Consider the following 16,039-nt stretch of genomic DNA (forward strand, 5'->3'; position numbering starts at 1 on the left):
TCCCGGTACGGTGGGCGCGTGTCTTTGTCGATCGGCCTCGACGACCCACGCAACCCGTGGTTCTCCTGGTCATATATTGAGGACAATGCCGCGACGCTGGGCAGTGCCCTCCTGGAACATCTGGAACTGACCGTGGTGTCGGTCGTGGTGGCCGCCGTGATCTCGATCCCGTTGGGCATCCTGTCGGCCCGCTCCCGGCTGGCCGCCACGGTGATCCTGTCGGGTTCGGGTGTGCTGTACACGATCCCGTCGCTGGCGGTGTTCGCGCTGTTGGCCCCGTTTTTGGGGCAGTCGCTGATCACCGTCGAGGTGGGGCTGGTCATGTACGCGATGCTGATCATCGTGCGCGCCACGCTGACCGGGCTGCGGCAGGTGCCGCCCGACGTCATCGACGCCGCGGGCGGCATGGGTTACAGCCGGGTGCACCTGCTGACGCGGGTGGAGCTGCCGCTGGCGGTGCCCAGCATCATGACCGGGCTGCGCATCGCCACCGTGTCGACCGTGGCGATGGTGACCATCGGCGCGGTCGTGGGTCACGGTGGCCTCGGCGGCCTCATCCTCACCGGCTTCCGCAACAACCTCTACAAGCCGCAGATCCTCACCGCCACCATCCTGTGCATCGCGCTGGCGCTGGCCTTCGAGGTGCTGCTGTCCCTGGTGACCCGGCTGATGACGCCCTGGACGAGGGGACGGACGAGTTGAACATCTTCTCCGAGGCGCTGACCTGGCTCAACGACCCGCTCAACTGGACCAACCCCGACGGGGTGTTCGCGCTGTTGGGCCAGCACCTGGCGCTGTCGGGCGCGGCGCTGTTGCTCGCGCTCGTCGTGGCCTGGCCGCTGGGGGTGTGGCTGGGGGCCACCGGACGCGGCGGCACCATCACCGTCGTCGTGTCCAATGTGACGCGCGCGGTGCCCACTATGGCGCTGTTGAGTCTGCTTCCCTTGACGGCCCTGGGTTTCGGTCCACAGTCGGTGGTCCCGGCGCTGGCGTTGTTCGGGGTGCCGCCGCTGCTGGCCACCGCCTACACCGGCATGCGCGAGGTCGACCCCGACGCCCGCGACGCCGCCCACGGCATGGGCTTCTCACGATCCGGGATGCTGTTCAAGGTCGAGCTGCCGCTGGCGGTGCCGCAGCTGGCCAGTGGTTTTCGCACCGCGGCGGTGCAGATCGTGGCCACCACGACGCTGGCGGCACTGTTCAACGGCGGCGGGCTCGGAGAGATCATCAGCCGGGGTTTCGGCTTGGGGCTGGCCAAGGGCGGCGGCGAGATCCTCGCCGGTGGCATCCTGGTGGCGGGCCTGGCGCTGATCGTCGAGGGCGTGCTGGCGGTGGGCGAGAAATACGTCACGCCGATCGCGCTTCGCGACCTCTCGCGCACCAAGGCGAGGGTGTCAATGTCCGTCTGAACCCGTAAGGTCAAGTCCATGTCCCCCCACAAGATCACCAGAATCGTCGCTCTTCCCGCCGCGGTGGCCGTGCTGGCGCTCGGCCTGGCGGCCTGTGGTTCCCCGGGTTCCTCGGGCACCAAGGACGCCGACAAGGTGTCCGGCAAGGGCTGTGAACCCGTCGCCGGTGACAGCCTGGTCGCCCTCGAAGACGACAAGAAACTGCAGGCCTCGGAGAACATCCTGGCCGCCTTCAACGACAAGGCCGCCGACGAGCAGGCCATCGCCGCCGTCAACGCGGTCTCGGCGAAGCTGACCACCGACGACCTCATCGAGCTGAACAAGTCCGTCGACGTCGACCGCAAGTCCGCGGCCAAGACCGCCAAGGCCTTCGCCGAGAAGAACAAGCTCACCAAGGGCCTCGACAAGGGCTCGGGCTCGCTGGTGGTCGGTCACGCCAACTACACCGAGTCCGAGATCGTCGCCAACCTGTACGCGATCGCGCTGGAGGGCGCCGGGTACACCACCGAGCTGAAGGACGTCGGCAACCGCGAGACCTACCTGCCCGCGCTGGAGGACAACGACTTCCAGGTCATCCCGGAGTACGCCGCCTCGCTGACCGAGACGCTCAACCCGGACCCCGACGCCGACTCGGCCAAGAACCCGATCGCCGACAACGACATCGACAAGACCCTGGACACGCTGAAGCCCTTCGCCAAGGACGCCGGACTGGCGCTGAGCGAACCCGCCGAGGCGGCCTCGCAGAACGCCTACGTCGTGACCAAGGCCTTCGCCAAGGAGCACGGCGTCAAGACGCTGTCGGACTTCGCCGACAAGTGCAGCGGCAAGGCCTCGTCGCTGGCCGGTCCGCCCGAGTGCCCCAAGCGCCTCTACTGCGAGGTGGGTCTCAAGGAGACCTACGGAATCCAGTTCGGAACCTTCAACTCACTGGACCTCGGCACCGGCACCAAGCAGTCGGTCGCCAGTGGAGACTCCACCGTCGGTACTGTGACCACAACGGACAGTGCACTCGCGGATGGTGTGACCGTCAAGGGCTAGTGACCTGCCGAAAAAACCTGTTCCTTAATGATATTTAAGTCTCTGGATCTTTGACTTGAGGCGTCGGACACCATAGTGTGTATATAAGCCATTTGGTTCGACGACCAGTGGCCTACCCCTCTGGTCGGACCGGCCGGGCTCATGCCCCTGTGTGCCCGTGCGGTCCGCAAGTAGCAAGGAACGGAGCAACGGATGAAGCTCAACAAGACGACGGGAGCCGCTCTCGCCATCGGCGTAGCGGCTGCCGCGGCAGCCTTGGTGGTCGGTGTATCCCCGGCACACGCCGACGCCAAGATCATCGGAGCCGACAGCAAGAACGCGGTCTCCGGTCAGTACATCGTCGCCTATGAAGACGGCGTCAAGATGTCCGACGGCAAGAGCATGGCGTCCGACGTCGGAGCCAAGGTCCGCAAGACCTTCGACTCCATCAACGCCGTTTCGGTCTCGGCTTCGGAAGAAGAGGCCAAGGAGCTCGCGGGTGACTCGGACGTGAAGTACGTCCAGGCCAACCTGAAGCACACGGTCTCGGGCACCCAGGACAACCCCCCGTCCTGGGGACAGGACCGGGTCGACCAGGAAGCCGCCGAGGGCGACAGCAAGTACAACTACCCGGACTCGGCCGGTGAGGGCGTCACGTCCTACACCATCGACACCGGTGTGGCCTACGACCACCCGGACTTCGAGGGTCGCACCGCCGAGGGCTTCGACGCCGTCGACGGCGACACCGACCCGGCTGACGGCCACGGTCACGGCACCCACGTGACCGGCACCATCGCGGGCACCGAGTTCGGTCTGGCCAAGAAGGCCACCATCGTCGGCGTCCGCGTCCTCGACGACCAGGGCTCGGGCACCACCGAGCAGGTCGCCGGCGGCATCGACTGGGTGACCGAGAACCACGCCGAGAACTCCGTGGCCAACATGAGCCTCGGTGGTCCGGAGGACCAGGTCCTCGACGACGCCACCACCAAGTCCATTGAGTCTGGTGTCACCTACGCGGTGGCGGCGGGCAACGAATCCTCCGATGCCTGCGGCGTGTCCCCGGCTCGCGTGCCGGAGGCCATCACCGCTGGAGCCACGGACAACACCGACGCTCAGGCCGACTTCTCCAACTTCGGCAAGTGCGTTGACGTCTACGCCCCCGGCGTGGACATCGTGTCCGCTGCTCCCGGCGGTGGTGAGGCGACCATGTCCGGCACCTCGATGGCGTCCCCGCACGTCGCGGGCGCCGCGGCGCTGTACGTGGGTGCCAACCCGGGTGCGGCTCCCGCCGATGTCGCCAAGGCGCTGACCGAGAACGCGCTGAAGGACGTCGTGCAGAACCCGGGCGAGGGTTCGCCGAACCTGCTGCTGAACACGCAGTTCCTGCAAGGATAAGAAAGTAGAGCCTGCAGGGATAGGACGACACGGGCTCAACGGTTGATTTTTCCAACCGCCCGCCGCCCCGGCTCCGTTTTACGGAGCCGGGGCGGTCCGTCGTTAGGCGGGCAGTCGTCCGTTTTTCACTCGGGACGGTTGCGGCACAGGCAGAACGGGTGCCCGGCCGGGTCGATGTAGACCTGCCAGCCGTAACCCGACTCGCCGATGTTGTTCTTCTGCAACGTGGCGCCCAGCTTGATCGCCCGACGCTGCTCGGGCTCGAACTCGTCCACTTCGAAGTCGATGTGGAACTGCTGCGGGTGCTCCTGACTGGGCCACTTGGGACGCTGGTAGTTCTCGACCCTCTGGAACGCGAGCGTGAACCCATCACAGTGGATGTTCGCCCACGCGTCGGTGCTGTCGTCGGCGAGTTCCAGGCCCAGAAGCTCCGCGTAGAAACCGCCCAGTTTCATGGGGTCGGGGCAGTCGATGATGAAATCGGTGAACCTCAGCATCCGGTCATCGTAAGTCGGCCCCGCCGCACTCACGCCCGGGCGGTGCTGGCCCGGGGGATCAGCTCGGGTTCGATCGTGACGGTCTGCTCCTCCTCGCCGTCCAGCGCCAGCCGCAGCGCCTGCGCGCCCATGCCCGACAGCGGCAGCCGCACCGTGGTCAGCGCCGGGTACAGGTCGGCGGCCACCGGGACGTCGTCGAAGCCCGCCACCGAGACGTCCTCGGGGATGGACAGCCCGGACTCCCGCAGCGCCGCGTAGAAGCCCGAGGCCATCACGTCACTGGTGACGAAGACGGCGCTGGCCCGGTTCGACATGGCCGCGAACCGCATCCCGGCGTCGTGGCCGCCGTCGCGGCTGAACGGGGCGTCGATGATCTCCACCCCGGCCTCGACCGGCAGGCCGTCGACGAAACCCTCGCGGCGTTCGGCGACCACCCGCAGACTGGCCGGTCCGGTGACCAGCGCGAACCGCCGGTGTCCCAGCCCGGCCAGGTGGGTGGCCAGTTCCTTCGCGCCCTCGCGGTTGAGCGGGTGCACGCACGAGCCCGGCAGCGACGGCTGTCCGACGTTGACCACGGCGGTTCCGATGGCGCGCAAGTCCTCCAGGGCCCGCGACAGCCGCTGCTCGGCGTCGGTCTCGGTGGTGCGGGAGCCGACCATGATGGCCGCTCGGGGCCGCAGGCTTCCCAGCGAGGCCAGCTGGTCGCGTTCGTTGTCGGGGTCGATGCCGGTCTCGGCGATGACGACGCACACGTCGCGTTCGGCGGCCTCGGCAAGGACGCCCTGCGCGATCTGCCCGAAATACGGGTCGGTGATGTCGTGCAGCAGCAACGCGACCACGCGGGAAGTGCTGCGCGCCAAGCCCTGTGCCTGCGCGTTGGGGGCGTAGCGCAGTTCGTCGGCGATGGCGCGCACCTTGGCGGCCAGACCGGCGGAGACCTTGTGCGGCGAGCCGTTGAGCACGCGTGAGGCCGTCGCCACGGAGACTCCGGCACGTTTGGCGACGTCGGCAAGAGTGGTGGGGCGGGTGTGATCCACGGCGCCAATACTATGGCCTGATGCGTTCGTTTGGTTTCTCCACTCTCGGTTGCCCGGGCCTGGACGTCGACACCGTGCTGGCGATGGCGCGTCGACACGGCGCCGACCTGGTACAGCTGCGCTGCGCCCCCGACGAACCGGTCAACACCGGACTGTCGGGTGCGGGCCGCGCGGACGTGGTGGCCGCCTTCGCCACGGCCGGAGTGGGATTCGGGGCGCTGGCGACCTACGTCAAACTGTCCGATCCGGACATGCTGCGGCCCCTGGACGAGCACATCGCGCTGGCCGTCGACCTCGGCGCGCCCGCCCTGCGGCTGTTCCCCGGCGACGTGGCCGTCGAGACCGGCACCGAACGGCTGCACCGGGCCGAGGAACTGGCCGCGGGAACCGGCGTGGTGCTGACCGTGGAGACCCACGACGAGTACCTGCGCGGCGCCCAGATCGCCCAACTGCTGGCCGAGACCGAGGCCGTCAAGGCCGTGTGGGACGTCCTGCACACCTGGCGCGCCGGAGAGACCGTCGCCAATTCCCTTGCCGCCCTGGGGCCCTACCTCGCCGAACTCCAGATCAAGGACGTGCCCTCCGCCGAGGACCGCCGTCCGCTGGCGCCCGGCACCGGGGTGCTGCCGCTGCGCGAGGCGCTGGAGGCCGTGGCCGCCGCGGGCATCGAGGTGCCGGTGATCTTCGAACACGAGGCCAAGTGGCGCGCCGACGCCGACCCCTTCGAGGAGTCGCTGGCCGCGGCGGTGCGACTCGCCAAGGCTTCTGGCTGAAATACCCGACAACGCCGTTACTTGGCGTTACTGTCCACGATGTGTTGAATCCGACGCGTCGATTGTGGTGTGCCGCGCTGGCCTGCGTCACCGCGGCCGGGCTGCTGGGGGGCTGCGGCAGCGAGGCCAGCGCGCGGGTCGTCAACCTCTACAATGCCCCGCAACAGAACCTGTCCAAGATCGTCGAACGCTGCAACCGGCTCGCCGACGGTGACTACAAGATCGTCCTCAACACCCTGCCGCGCGACGCCGACGGGCAGCGCGAGCAGATGGTGCGGCGGCTGGCCGCCGAGGACACCGGCATGGACGTGCTGGGCATCGACATCACCTGGACCGCCGAGATGGCCAGCGCCAAGTGGATCCTGCCGTGGAAGGGCGAGCACGCGGCCCAGGCCAAGGCCGGGGTCGCCAAGGCGCCGTTGAAGACCGCCATGTTCGAGGACCGGATGTACGCCGCGCCGTCCAACACGAACGTGCAGCTGCTGTGGTACCGCTCCGACCTGATGCCCGAACCGGCGCAGACCTGGGAGCAGCTGATCGGCGTCGCCAAGAAGCTGAAGCAGGAGGACAAGGCGCACTACCTGGAGGTCACCGGCGCCCAGTACGAGGGCCTGGTGGTGTGGTTCAACTCGATGGTGGCCGCCGCGGGCGGCAGCATCCTCAACGCCGACGGCGACAAGGTGGAACTGGGCGAACCGGCCGTGAAGGCGCTCAAGACGATGCGGACCTTCGCCCGGTCGGACGCCGCCGACCCGTCGCTGTCCAACACCCAGGAGGACACCGCCCGGCTGGCGGTGGAGAGCGGCTCGGGATTCGCGGAACTGAACTGGCCGTTCGTGTACGCGGCCATGCAGGCCAGCGGCAAGGACTTCGCGAAGGACTTCAGGTGGGCGCCGTATCCGGGCATCGACGGGCCCGGCAACGCGCCGCTGGGCGGCTCCAACTTCGCCATCAGCAAGTACTCCACCAACCGCTCCGAGGCCTTCGACGCGGCGCTGTGCCTGCGCGACAAGGAATCCCAGCGCATGTCGGCGGTACTGGACGGACTGCCGCCCACGATCGAGTCGGTGTACGACGCCAAGGGCATGGCCAAGGCTTACCCGATGCGGGGCGAGATCCTCAAGGCGCTGGAAACCGCGGTGCCGCGTCCGGTCACCCCGGTGTACCAGAACGTGTCCACGGTGACGTCGAAGTACCTGTCGCCGCCGTCCTCGATCCAACCGGTGGAGACCGAACGCAAACTGCGCGAACAGCTCGTCAAGGCCCTCAACTCCGAAGGAGTGCTGCCGTGACCACGGACGTCAAGGCCGCGGAGCGGCGGCTGGGCCTGTGGCTGTGCGCCCCGGCGGCGGCCTTCATGCTGCTGGTGGCGGGCTGGCCGATCCTGTACTCGGTCATCCTGTCGTTCAAGCGCTACGACCTGCGGTTCCCCGACGATCAGGCGTGGGTCGGGTTCTCCAACTACGCCACCGTCCTGACCAACGAGTTCTGGTGGACCTCGTTCGGGGTCACGATGATCATCACCGTGGTGTCGGTGGCCTTCGAACTGGTGCTGGGCATGGCCCTGGCCCAGGTCATGTACCGCACCCTGGTCGCCAAGGGGCTGCTGCGCACCGTCGTGTTGATCCCCTATGGAATCGTCACGGTCGTGGCGGCCTTCGGCTGGTTCTACGCCTGGACGCCCGGCACCGGCTGGCTGGCGGCGATGCTGCCCGACGGCGAGGCGCCGCTGACCGAGTTCTGGCCCGCGATCGGCATCATCATCCTGGCCGAGGTGTGGAAGACGACCCCGTTCATGGCGCTGCTGCTGCTGGCGGGACTGGCGATCGTCCCGGAGGAACTGCACCGGGCCGCGGCCATGGACGGCGCCGGACGCTGGCAGCGGTTCGTCAGGATCACGCTGCCGCTGATGCGCCCGGCCATCGCGGTGGCGCTGCTGTTTCGGATCCTGGACGCGTTTCGCATCTACGACAACATCTACGTCCTCACCAAGGGTTCGCAGAGCACCGGTTCGGTGTCGATCCTGACCTACCGCAACCTGGTCAGCGGGCTCAACCTCGGCATCGGCTCCACCATGTCGGTGCTGATCTTCATCACGGTCGCGATCATCGCGTTCTTCTTCGTCACAGTGCTCAAGACCGGTACGCCGGGCCAGGGGGGACGCTAGATGTTCGCCAAGAAAGCGCAGTGGACGGTGCTGGACCTCGTCGTCATCGCGTTCGCGTTGATCCCGGTGGCCTGGCTGACCAGTCTGTCGCTGAAGGACCCCTCGACGATCGCCGACGGCGGTTTCCTCCCCAGTAAGTGGACCTTCGACAACTACGTCAACGTCTTCACCGACGGCGGGTTCCTGCAACCGCTGGTCAACTCGATCGGGATCGCGTTGATCTCGACGTTCGTCGCGATCCTTCTGGGCACCTTCGCCGCCTACGCCATCGCCCGGCTGGAGTTCCCGGGCCGCAACATCATGCTGGGCGCCGCGCTCTTGGTCGCGATGTTCCCGCAGGTGTCGCTGGTGACGCCGCTGTTCAACATCGAACGCAACCTGGGCCTGTTCAACACCTGGCCGGGGCTGATCCTGCCGTACGTGACCTTCGCGCTGCCGCTGACGATCTACACGATGTCGACGTTCTTCCGGGAGATCCCCTGGGAACTGGAGAAGGCCGCCAAAATGGACGGTGCCTCGGGTTTCCAGGCGTTCCGCAAGGTGATCGTGCCGCTGGCGACACCGGGCGTCGTCACCGCCGCGGTGCTGGCTTTCATCCAGAGCTGGAACGACTTCCTGTTCGCGATCTCGCTGACCTCCACCGAACGCGCCCGGACCGCCCCGGCCGCGATCTCGTTCTTCACCGGTGCCTCCCAGTTCGAGGACCCCACCGGTTCGGTCTCCGCGGCAGCGGTGATCGTCACGATTCCCATCGTGATCTTCGTTCTGATTTTCCAACGACGCATCGTCAGCGGCCTGACCGCCGGCGCGGTGAAAGGGTAGAACTCGTGGCCGAGATCGTCCTCGACAAGATCGCCAAGCGCTATCGCGGGGGCACCGACGTGATCCGCGAACTGAGCCTCACCATCGCCGACGAGGAGTTCCTGATCCTGGTGGGGCCGTCGGGTTGCGGCAAGTCGACGGTGCTGAACATGATCGCGGGCCTGGAGGACATCACGAGCGGCGAGCTGCGCATCGGCGGCGAGCGCATGAACGAACGCGCACCCCAGGACCGCAACATCGCGATGGTGTTCCAGTCTTACGCCCTGTACCCCCACATGTCGGTGCGGGAGAACATCGCGTTCCCGCTGGCGATCGCGAAGCTGCCGAAGAACCAGATCGCCGAGAAGGTCGACAAGGCCGCCGAGATGCTGGAACTGGGCGGTTTCCTGGACCGTCGCCCCGGCGAGCTGTCCGGCGGGCAGCGGCAGCGCGTCGCGATGGGACGGGCCATCGTCCGCTCACCGCAGGCGTTCCTCATGGACGAACCGCTGTCCAACCTGGACGCGAAACTGCGCGCGCAGATGCGCACCTCCATCTCCCGGTTGCAGAAGTCGCTGGCCACCACGACCGTGTACGTCACCCACGACCAGACCGAGGCCATGACGCTCGGGGACCGGATCGTGGTGCTGCGCGACGGCATCGCCCAGCAGATCGGGTCCCCCGCCGACCTGTACGAACGTCCGTCGAACCTGTTCGTGGCCGGGTTCATCGGTTCCCCGACCATGAACTTCCTGCCCGGCAGCATCAGCGACGGCAAGGTCGCCACCGCGATCGGACAACTGCCGTTGACCGACGCGGCCCGCTCCGACCTCAGCGACAACAACGCCGGTCGCGACGTCATCGTCGGGCTGCGGCCCGAGGCGTTCGAGGACGACTCCTACACCGGCGGTGAGGGCCGGTTCCACTTCGACGACACGGTGGACATCGTGGAGTCGCTGGGTTCGTCCAAACTGGTGTACTTCAACCTGGAGCGGCCCGCCGACTCGCCGGAACTGGTCGAGATCGCGAAACTGATGGGCGCCAAGGACCGTTTCGGTTCGGCCCAGGTCGTGTGCCAGATCGACGCCCGCTCCACCGCCCGGGAGGGCCAGAACCTGCGGGTCAGTTTCGATCCGCGCGACACGTTGCTGTTCGATCCCCACAATGGACGGCGCATCGGGCACGGCTGAGGTGCCGATGACATGGGAAAGCCGGGGCCGCGTCGCGCGGCCCCGGCTTTCGTTGGGGAGGGATGTCAGTCGATGGGGTCGTCGGGCATTGCCAGCGCCATTCCCTGCAGGTCCTCGAAACTCAGGTTGTCGCTGACGTTGCCGCCCCGGTCGGTGTTCGACATGGCCCGCACCGCGACGGCCGAGCCGTCGGCGCGGTACACGATCGCGGAGCGTTCGAAGGTGTGGACGGTGCCGTCGACGTCGTCGGGGGTACTGCCCGCGACGTACTGGATGTCCTCACCGTCGGGGCCGGTGACCGTTTCGATGTCGTGGGTGACGTCCTCACCGAGGAAGGCCGGATCCATGGCGTCCTCGGTGCCCTTGGTGAAGGACCCCTTCGGGTAGACCTGGATGTCGAAGTTGTCGACCTTGTCCTTCTCGTCATCACCGTCGCGGAACCGCAGGGTGCCGCCGCAGCAGCTGCTCCAGCCGTTCGAGCCGCCCTTGTCCGGGGCGAAGTCCTCGAAGAGGGTCAGGACGGTCCGCTCCCGTACCGGCTTCCCGGAGGCGGCCTGCGGCATGTCCCACTCCTCGCCCTCGTACAGGGCGAAGTCGGCGGCGAGCAGGAACGAGTAGTCGGCGAAGTCCTTCGTGACGGATTCCTCCTCGGCGTTCTCGCCGCTCACCGTGAGGGAGACCTCCGGGTGCTCTTTCGCGACGTACTTCCAGAACGCCTCGGTGTACGCCTTCGACGCGTCGGTGGCCTTCTCGGATTCGGGTCCCCACCAGAAGTAGTTCTCGTCCGGGTCGATCACCGGATCGTCGGCGGTGATCGTGGAGTCGTCCGAATTCCGGTCCTCGGGTGCCAGCGTCATCACCGACAGCACCAACGCCACGACGGCCACGATGGACGCGACCGCCGCGCCGCCGCCCACCAGCCGCCGCTTCATCCGCGCGTTCCTGTTGCCGCGCATGACCGCCTCGACGTCCAGCTTCACCGGCGCCGTACCCGGTGGCAGCTCGGTGTCGATGATCTCCTTGATCTCGTTGCTCACGGTTGTGCTCCTTCGACCTGCGTCGGAATGGGTTTACCGAGCAGGCCGCGCAGCGTCTGCAGTCCACGCGCGGTCTGACTCTTGACGGTTCCGGTGGAGCAGTTCATGATCTCCGCGGTCTGCTCCACCGACAGGTCCTCCCAGAACCGGAGGACGACAACCAGACGCTGCCGCTTGGGCAGTCGCGCCAATGACTCCAACATGGCCAGTTTCGAGGCCGAGGACTCGGCGTGGTCGGGTTGGACCACGTCGGGCAGCTCGTCCCTGGAGTGTTCGCGTTTGAACCAGAACCGGCGCCGCTCCTCGTACAGCGTGTTCACGATGATGCGGCGAACATAGGCGTGCGGGGAGGAGGAGCGGATCCGGTTCCAGTGCAGGTACAACTTCGTCAGCGACTTCTGCACCGCGTCCTCGGCGCGCTGCCAGTCATGGCAGATGAGGTACGCGAAGCGGCAGAGTCGGTCGAGGTTGGACGTCACGAAGTCCCGGTACTCGATCTCGGCTTGGGAAGCCATGGGCACTCTTTTCTCCAGCTGTCACCATCAACAATGTGCTGGGACCCCGTTCGGGTTGCATCGGGGAACCGAAATGCTTCAAACTCCTTGGATGTCGACCCACACGCCCGCGCGCTTGAGCCGCGCCCGCATGGCGGTCACGGCCGCGTTCATCGTGCACGGACTCGTCTTCTCGTCCTGGCTGCCCCACATCCCCGCCATCAAGGACGACCTGCGGTTGTCGGAGGGCACGCTCGGCCTGGTGCTGCTGGCGCCGCCGTTGGGCGCGATCGTCGCGATGTCGCTGACCGGCGCCGCCTGTGCCCGCTGGGGCTCCGCCGCGGTCACCAGGGTCACCCTGGTGGTCTACGCGCTGGGCATCACCGCGATCGGCGTCGGGGCCGGGACCACGTGGGGTCTGTCGCTGGCGCTGCTGTGGGCCGGGGCGCTGGTGGGGTCCTTCGACGTGGCCATGAACGCCCAGGGCGCCACGGTCGAGAAGGCGATGGGCAAGTCCATCATGGGGTCCTTCCACGCCGCCTGGAGTCTGGCGGCGGCCGCCGGGGCCGGGATCGGCGGCTGGGTGGCCGCCGTGGACGAAGACCTGTTCACGACGCAGCTGTTCGCGGTGGGCATGATCGCGCTGCTGGCGGCGCTGCCGTTCTTCACCTCCTTCATCCCCGACGCGCCACCCGAAGCCCACGCGAAGGGTCGCAAGTGGAGGTTCGAGCGCGGCCTGGTGCTGCTGTCCATGGTGGCCTTCGCGGGGCTGCTGGCCGAGGGCGCGGTCGCCGACTGGAGCGCGGTGTTCCTGTCCCAGGAACGCGGCGCCTCACCGATGGTCGCGGGCTGGGCCTACGCGGTGTTCTCGGTGGCGATGCTGATCGGACGGCTGGCCGGGGACAGGCTTGTCGGCCGGTTCGGACGGTCCCGCAGCGTCGCCGTGGCGGCCCTGACCGGTGGCGGCGGGATGGCGGTGGGCCTGGTGGTCTCGCAGCTGGCCGGGGACAGTGGGCTCGGCCAGGCCTCGTTCATCGCGGGGCTTTTCATTCTGGGCCTGGGCATCGCGGTGATCGTGCCGGTGGCGTTCTCCTCGGCCGGGGACGGGCCGGGCATCGCGACGGTGTCGACCGGCGGCTACACCGGCTGGCTGCTGGGACCGGCCGTCATCGGCGGCCTGGGGGAGCTGATGGGGCTGTCGGCGGCGATCTGGGTCGTGGCGGTGCTGGCCGTGTTCGCGGGACTGGTCGCGCCCCTGGGCATCGGGGCGCTGCGCGGCGCGTCCGACAAGGAGAAGGCAGCCGCGGCGCCGTGACGGCGCGGGGCCGCCGCCGGACGCGGCGTGCCCCGGCTCGCTCGACTACTCGTCGCCGCCCCAGTTGTTCTGCATCGCCAGGTACTGCTCGTGCCAGCCGTCGGCCATGGCCTGCAGTTCGTACATGGTCTTGCCGTCGATGAACTCCCGGATGATGTCCGCGTGACCCGCGTGCCGGGCGATCTCCTCGATCAGGTGCGCCAGCACCCAGCGCACCGACCAGTTCTCGACGTCCTTGGGGAACCAGGGCGCGTCGGGAACCGGCACCGGGTGGTCCATGTCGAGGTCGGCCAGCGCCCGCTCGGTCTCCTCGCCCGCCTTGGCCAGGTCGGCCAGCAGCCCCTCCAGGGTCTCGTCGGCCAGCATGGTGAAGCCGTTGACGTAGTCGACCTGGTACTCGGTCTGGGTCACCGTCGCCACCCAGCTGCGTTCCATCTGGGCGATGTGTTTGATCAGCCCGCCGATGCTCAGGGTTCCGGCGGTGGGCTGCATGCGGGCCTGCTCGTCGGTGAGCCCGTGGGCCACGTAGCGGAAGGTGTCGCGCTGCTGGGCGACGTACTTGATCAGGTTGTCACGCTCGTCGACGGTGGGAGGAACGCTGCTGGTCATCGTCTTGGTCCTTTTCGTTATGGCTTGTCTTCCCTGACAACAGAAGCTTCGCAGGCATTGCGGACAAGTACCGCCCTCAATGGGAATCATTCTCGGCCGGTTAGGGTCCTTCTTGACAGGAAATTGACGAGGAGCGATTCATGACGGACAACGAGACCGACAAGGACAAGACCTACGACCTCAACGGGGACGGGGTTCCCGACGAGGCCACCAAGATCGGCGACACCACCTACCTGGACTGGGACCGGGACGGGAAATGGGACGCCATGGTGACCCCCGAGGGCGACATCTACGCCGACCTGGACGGCAGCTACCGCTTCCGCACCAAGGCGCTGGACACCGACGGGGACGGCAAGATCGACACCCTGGAAACCGACCTGGACGGTGACGGCGTCGCCGACGTCATCGAGAAGGACATCGACGGGGACGGCAAGTTCGACGAGATCTCAGGCACGGACGGCAAGTAGCCGAACAAAGCAACACGCACTAGAGTGTCGGCTTATGTTGGGAACTGATGACTTTCTGCGGGCCGACCGCATCGTCGTGTCCGGAGCCGTCCACTACGCCCGGGTGCTGCCCCAGCAGTGGCCGCACCGGCTGCGGATGCTGCGGGCGCTGGGCGCCACCTGCGTGGAGACCTACGTGCCGTGGAACCTGCACGAGCGGCGGCGCGGCGAGTTCGACTTCTCCGGGATCGCCGACCTGGAGCGGTTCCTGACCGACGCGGCCGAGGCGGGGCTGGCGGCGATCGTGCGTCCGGGGCCTTATATCTGTGCCGAGTGGGAGAACGGCGGCCTGCCGGTGTGGTTGCGCGCCAACGACCGGCACGCCCCGTTGCGGTGCAGCGAGCCGCGGTTCCTCACCGCCGTCGACGAGTGGTATTCGGTCCTGGTCCCCAAGATCGCCGCCCACCAGGTCGACCGGGGCGGCAATGTCATCGCGGTCCAGATCGAGAACGAGTACGGCTCCTACGGCAGCGACCCGGTGTACCTGCGGCACCTGGCCGACACGCTGACGAAGCACGGCATCACCGTCCCGCTGTTCACGTCGGACGGACCGGCGAAGTGGTACCTGGTCGGGGGCACCATCGAGGGGGCGCTGGCCACCGCCAACTTCGGTTCCCGGCCCGCCGAGGCGTTCGCCGAACTGGAGCAGCACCGGCCCGGCGAGGCCAAGTGGTGCATGGAGTACTGGAACGGCTGGTTCGACCACTGGGGCGAGCGGCACCACGTCCGCGACGCGGCCGACGCCGCGGCCACCCTCGACGCGATGCTGGCCTCGGGCGCCTCGGTGAACCTGTACATGGCCCACGGCGGCACCAACTTCGGCACCTGGGCCGGGGCCAACCAGGAGGACGGTTTCCAGCCGACCATCACCTCCTACGACTACGACGCGCCCATCAGCGAGAGCGGCGCGGCCACGCCGAAGTACCACGCGATGCGCGAGGTGATCGCGAAGTACCTGCCGGTTCCCGACGACATCCCCGCCCCGGCACCGATCCTGGCCCCGGCGACGGTGGAGCTGACCGAACGGCTGCCGCTGCTGTCCACCATCGACTACGAGAACGGCGTCACCACGCCGATCCCGTCCACCTTCGAGGAACTGGGGCTCGACAACGGCCTGGTCCTGTACCGGCACCACCTCAACGGACCCCGCGACACCCAGCCGCTGACCGCTGAGGGACTGGCCGACCGGGCGCAGGTCTTCGTGGACGGACACGAGGCGGCCACCTGGTGGCGCAACGACGACAACTCCCTCGACCTGGCCACCGGCCCCGACGGCGTCCAGCTGGACCTGCTGGTGGAGTCGATGGGACGGGTCAACTTCGGCCGCCACGTCGGCGAACCCAAGGGCCTCACCGAAGGCGTCAACCACAACCGGCAGTTCCTGCACGGCTGGACGGCCTACCCGATCGGCCTGGACGACATCGCGAACCTGCCGTGGGGCCGCGAAGCCGAGGCCGAGGGCCCCGCCTTCTACCGGGGGCGGCTGACGGTGCCCGAGCCGGCTGACGGCTTCGTGGCCCTGCCCGGCTGGACCAAGGGCTACGTGTGGGTCAACGGCTTCTGCCTCGGGCGCTACTGGAACATCGGTCCACAGGAGACGCTGTATCTGCCGTGGCCGCTGCTCAACGCGGGCGACAACGAGATCGTCGTCCTGGAACTGCATCCCGGCGACGCGAACACGATCGAGGTCCGGGACCGGCCCACGCTCGGCGAGCCGGGCGGCTGGCGCCCCGAATAAGCGAACGCGGCCGGATCGCGCGGCGCAGCCGTCGCGATCCAGCCGCAGCGGGCC

The 16,039-nt window shown here is 67.8% G+C and carries 17 protein-coding genes; 12 read left to right on the forward strand and 5 right to left on the reverse strand.

Features of this window, described 5'->3' with window-relative positions; all coding sequences use genetic code 11:
• Window positions 1–18 precede the first annotated feature (18 nt).
• From SNAS_RS05110 to SNAS_RS05125, 4 genes are all read left to right on the forward strand, one after another.
• Window positions 19–702, forward strand: coding sequence for an ABC transporter permease (locus SNAS_RS05110; protein WP_013016315.1), 684 nt, complete (start codon window positions 19–21; stop codon window positions 700–702).
• On the forward strand, window positions 699–1,409 hold the full coding sequence (locus tag SNAS_RS05115) for an ABC transporter permease (protein WP_013016316.1): 711 nt from the start codon (window positions 699–701) through the stop codon (window positions 1,407–1,409). The genes SNAS_RS05110 and SNAS_RS05115 overlap by 4 nt, the downstream gene beginning before the upstream one ends.
• A gap of 18 nt (window positions 1,410–1,427) precedes the next feature.
• On the forward strand, window positions 1,428–2,447 hold the full coding sequence (locus SNAS_RS05120; RefSeq protein WP_013016317.1) for a glycine betaine ABC transporter substrate-binding protein: 1,020 nt from the start codon (window positions 1,428–1,430) through the stop codon (window positions 2,445–2,447).
• Window positions 2,448–2,639: 192 nt separating this feature from the next.
• A complete protein-coding gene (locus SNAS_RS05125) occupies window positions 2,640–3,821 on the forward strand; it encodes a S8 family peptidase (RefSeq protein ID WP_013016318.1) in 1,182 nt (393 codons plus the stop codon).
• Between the two features lie 125 nt (window positions 3,822–3,946).
• Here the strand turns inward: SNAS_RS05125 and SNAS_RS05130 are convergent, their stop codons facing one another.
• Window positions 3,947–4,318, reverse strand: a complete 372-nt coding sequence (locus tag SNAS_RS05130) for a VOC family protein (RefSeq protein ID WP_013016319.1) — start codon at window positions 4,316–4,318, stop codon at window positions 3,947–3,949.
• 29 nt (window positions 4,319–4,347) lie between these two features.
• The gene (locus SNAS_RS05135) at window positions 4,348–5,355 is read right to left on the reverse strand and encodes a LacI family DNA-binding transcriptional regulator (protein ID WP_013016320.1); all 1,008 of its coding nucleotides are present in this window, start codon (window positions 5,353–5,355) and stop codon (window positions 4,348–4,350) included.
• Between the two features lie 20 nt (window positions 5,356–5,375).
• Here SNAS_RS05135 and SNAS_RS05140 point away from each other — a divergent pair, with 20 nt between their 5' ends.
• The 5 genes from SNAS_RS05140 to SNAS_RS05160 are packed head-to-tail and all read left to right on the forward strand — an operon-like array spanning window position 5,376 to window position 10,286.
• Window positions 5,376–6,128 (forward strand): sugar phosphate isomerase/epimerase family protein, encoded by a 753-nt coding sequence (locus SNAS_RS05140; protein WP_013016321.1) that lies wholly within the window; start codon window positions 5,376–5,378, stop codon window positions 6,126–6,128.
• 41 nt (window positions 6,129–6,169) lie between these two features.
• Window positions 6,170–7,420 carry an ABC transporter substrate-binding protein gene (locus SNAS_RS05145; RefSeq protein WP_013016322.1) on the forward strand — a complete coding sequence of 417 codons (1,251 nt, stop codon included), beginning with the start codon at window positions 6,170–6,172 and terminating at the stop codon, window positions 7,418–7,420.
• Window positions 7,417–8,295, forward strand: coding sequence for a carbohydrate ABC transporter permease (locus SNAS_RS05150; protein ID WP_013016323.1), 879 nt, complete (start codon window positions 7,417–7,419; stop codon window positions 8,293–8,295). Before SNAS_RS05145 ends, SNAS_RS05150 begins: the two co-directional genes overlap by 4 nt.
• Window positions 8,296–9,117: a carbohydrate ABC transporter permease gene (locus SNAS_RS05155; RefSeq protein ID WP_013016324.1), complete on the forward strand. Its 822-nt coding sequence runs from the start codon at window positions 8,296–8,298 to the stop codon at window positions 9,115–9,117. It abuts the gene before it with no gap.
• Between the two features lie 5 nt (window positions 9,118–9,122).
• Window positions 9,123–10,286 carry an ABC transporter ATP-binding protein gene (locus SNAS_RS05160; protein ID WP_013016325.1) on the forward strand — a complete coding sequence of 388 codons (1,164 nt, stop codon included), beginning with the start codon at window positions 9,123–9,125 and terminating at the stop codon, window positions 10,284–10,286.
• Window positions 10,287–10,351: 65 nt separating this feature from the next.
• Here the strand turns inward: SNAS_RS05160 and SNAS_RS05165 are convergent, their stop codons facing one another.
• Complete coding sequence (locus tag SNAS_RS05165; protein ID WP_013016326.1) at window positions 10,352–11,323, reverse strand: hypothetical protein; 972 nt, start codon at window positions 11,321–11,323, stop codon at window positions 10,352–10,354.
• Window positions 11,320–11,838: a SigE family RNA polymerase sigma factor gene (locus SNAS_RS05170; RefSeq protein WP_013016327.1), complete on the reverse strand. Its 519-nt coding sequence runs from the start codon at window positions 11,836–11,838 to the stop codon at window positions 11,320–11,322. Before SNAS_RS05170 ends, SNAS_RS05165 begins: the two co-directional genes overlap by 4 nt.
• 91 nt (window positions 11,839–11,929) lie before the next feature.
• Between SNAS_RS05170 and SNAS_RS05175 the strand changes: the two genes are divergently transcribed.
• On the forward strand, window positions 11,930–13,132 hold the full coding sequence (locus SNAS_RS05175; protein ID WP_169313853.1) for an MFS transporter: 1,203 nt from the start codon (window positions 11,930–11,932) through the stop codon (window positions 13,130–13,132).
• 45 nt (window positions 13,133–13,177) lie between these two features.
• On the opposite strand, the gene SNAS_RS05180 is transcribed toward SNAS_RS05175, so the two are convergent.
• Entirely contained in the window at window positions 13,178–13,741 is a 564-nt protein-coding gene (locus SNAS_RS05180; RefSeq protein ID WP_013016329.1) for a DinB family protein, read from the reverse strand.
• Between the two features lie 140 nt (window positions 13,742–13,881).
• Between SNAS_RS05180 and SNAS_RS05185 the strand changes: the two genes are divergently transcribed.
• Both SNAS_RS05185 and SNAS_RS05190 read left to right on the forward strand, forming a co-directional pair.
• Window positions 13,882–14,208: a hypothetical protein gene (locus SNAS_RS05185; protein WP_013016330.1), complete on the forward strand. Its 327-nt coding sequence runs from the start codon at window positions 13,882–13,884 to the stop codon at window positions 14,206–14,208.
• Window positions 14,209–14,242: 34 nt separating this feature from the next.
• Window positions 14,243–15,985, forward strand: a complete 1,743-nt coding sequence (locus tag SNAS_RS05190; RefSeq protein ID WP_013016331.1) for a glycoside hydrolase family 35 protein — start codon at window positions 14,243–14,245, stop codon at window positions 15,983–15,985.
• Window positions 15,986–16,039: the final 54 nt, after the last annotated feature.

Source organism: Stackebrandtia nassauensis DSM 44728, assembly GCF_000024545.1.
Classification (GTDB): domain Bacteria; phylum Actinomycetota; class Actinomycetes; order Mycobacteriales; family Micromonosporaceae; genus Stackebrandtia; species Stackebrandtia nassauensis.

What these genes read in the sequence shown, in the direction of transcription:
- SNAS_RS05120 (WP_013016317.1), top strand. Translation starts at nt 1,428, where the DNA reads ATGTCCCCCCACAAGATCACCAGAATCGTCGCTCTTCCCGCCGCGGTG.
- SNAS_RS05125 (WP_013016318.1), top strand. Translation starts at nt 2,640, where the DNA reads ATGAAGCTCAACAAGACGACGGGAGCCGCTCTCGCCATCGGCGTAGCG.
- SNAS_RS05130 (WP_013016319.1), bottom strand. Translation starts at nt 4,318, where the DNA reads ATGCTGAGGTTCACCGATTTCATCATCGACTGCCCCGACCCCATGAAA.
- SNAS_RS05140 (WP_013016321.1), top strand. Translation starts at nt 5,376, where the DNA reads ATGCGTTCGTTTGGTTTCTCCACTCTCGGTTGCCCGGGCCTGGACGTC.
- SNAS_RS05155 (WP_013016324.1), top strand. Translation starts at nt 8,296, where the DNA reads ATGTTCGCCAAGAAAGCGCAGTGGACGGTGCTGGACCTCGTCGTCATC.
- SNAS_RS05170 (WP_013016327.1), bottom strand. Translation starts at nt 11,838, where the DNA reads ATGGCTTCCCAAGCCGAGATCGAGTACCGGGACTTCGTGACGTCCAAC.
- SNAS_RS05175 (WP_169313853.1), top strand. Translation starts at nt 11,930, where the DNA reads ATGTCGACCCACACGCCCGCGCGCTTGAGCCGCGCCCGCATGGCGGTC.
- SNAS_RS05180 (WP_013016329.1), bottom strand. Translation starts at nt 13,741, where the DNA reads ATGACCAGCAGCGTTCCTCCCACCGTCGACGAGCGTGACAACCTGATC.
- SNAS_RS05185 (WP_013016330.1), top strand. Translation starts at nt 13,882, where the DNA reads ATGACGGACAACGAGACCGACAAGGACAAGACCTACGACCTCAACGGG.
- SNAS_RS05190 (WP_013016331.1), top strand. Translation starts at nt 14,243, where the DNA reads ATGTTGGGAACTGATGACTTTCTGCGGGCCGACCGCATCGTCGTGTCC.